Origin of the sequence: Novacetimonas hansenii JCM 7643, assembly GCF_000964405.1 — a bacterium.
Classification (GTDB): domain Bacteria; phylum Pseudomonadota; class Alphaproteobacteria; order Acetobacterales; family Acetobacteraceae; genus Novacetimonas; species Novacetimonas hansenii.
The window spans coordinates 1-968 of the sequence record NZ_BANE01000378.1 but is presented as its reverse complement, the minus strand read 5'-3'; the positions used below and the strand labels follow the sequence as shown (position 1 = coordinate 968).

Genomic DNA, 968 nt, shown 5'->3' with positions numbered 1-968 from the left:
AAGCTTCAGAAGACGCCGCCTGTTTCGATCGAAAGGCGGCACCCCAAAACTTTTCCTTTTTTATCAAGGAGTTGTTTTCAAACACTCTCTAACAGGCCGACAGTTTTCCTTATCCCCCATCCTGTTGCGGGGGGGGGCTGGTTACGCCGGCGGAAAGGGCGGGGCCTCGGCCTCCAGCTCGCGGCGGATGACGAAGGTGCCGGCCAGGATATCATGCAGCCCCTGCTTGCGCCGGGTCCATGCCACCATCAGGAAGCCAATCCCGAATATCAGGAACGACAGGTATTTCCCCAGGTACCGCCCGGTCGCGCGCAGGGCGTCGATCCGGTTCCCGTGCAGGTCCGTCACCCGCATGCGGCACAGCAGCTTGCCCGGCGTCGCCTGCAGGCGGGAACTTTCGAACAGGATGTAATACAGCGCGGGCAGCACCAGCCACGCCATCTCCAGCACGCCATGGCCATGCCAGTGGATGTGCGGCGTGTTCGACATGATCATGTAATCGGCGGGCTGGATGTACGATACGCTGTAATCGCCGCCACCGCCGCCTGGCTGCTTGTCAAAAATGGTGATCGAGACACTGGGCGAAATGATGGCGCCCAGCAGCATCAGCCCGACCCACACAAGGATCGAATCCACCAGATGCGCCACGACCCGCATCCAGAACCCGGCATAGGTCCAGACCTCCTGAAAGGGGCGTGAGGGGACGGGCTGAAAAAACTGATCGGACATCGGCTGCGCGTTCCTGCTGAATTGGACCGGTGTGTGCCCGCGAAAGGGGATGTAACAGCAATGCCACCGGATGGGGCGGAACGGAAACGGAAAAAAGCGTCCGGCGGCATACGGGCGGGCACTCCCTGCCGCCCGTCCGCACGTGGTTCCGGCCCGATGCCGGGGCGTGGCGAATGTGCCGCTGAAGCATTTCCCCCGAAAACCGGTTCGGTGAAAATGCTCCGGTTTATGGTTTTTAC

Annotated in this window: 1 protein-coding gene; it reads right to left on the bottom strand. The window is 61.2% G+C overall.

The window, feature by feature from the left end:
- Nucleotides 1-141 precede the first annotated feature (141 nt).
- Nucleotides 142-729, bottom strand: a complete 588-nt coding sequence (locus B7G66_RS16710) for an RDD family protein (RefSeq protein ID WP_003622086.1) — start codon at nucleotides 727-729, stop codon at nucleotides 142-144.
- Between the last annotated feature and the right edge of the window lie 239 nt (nucleotides 730-968).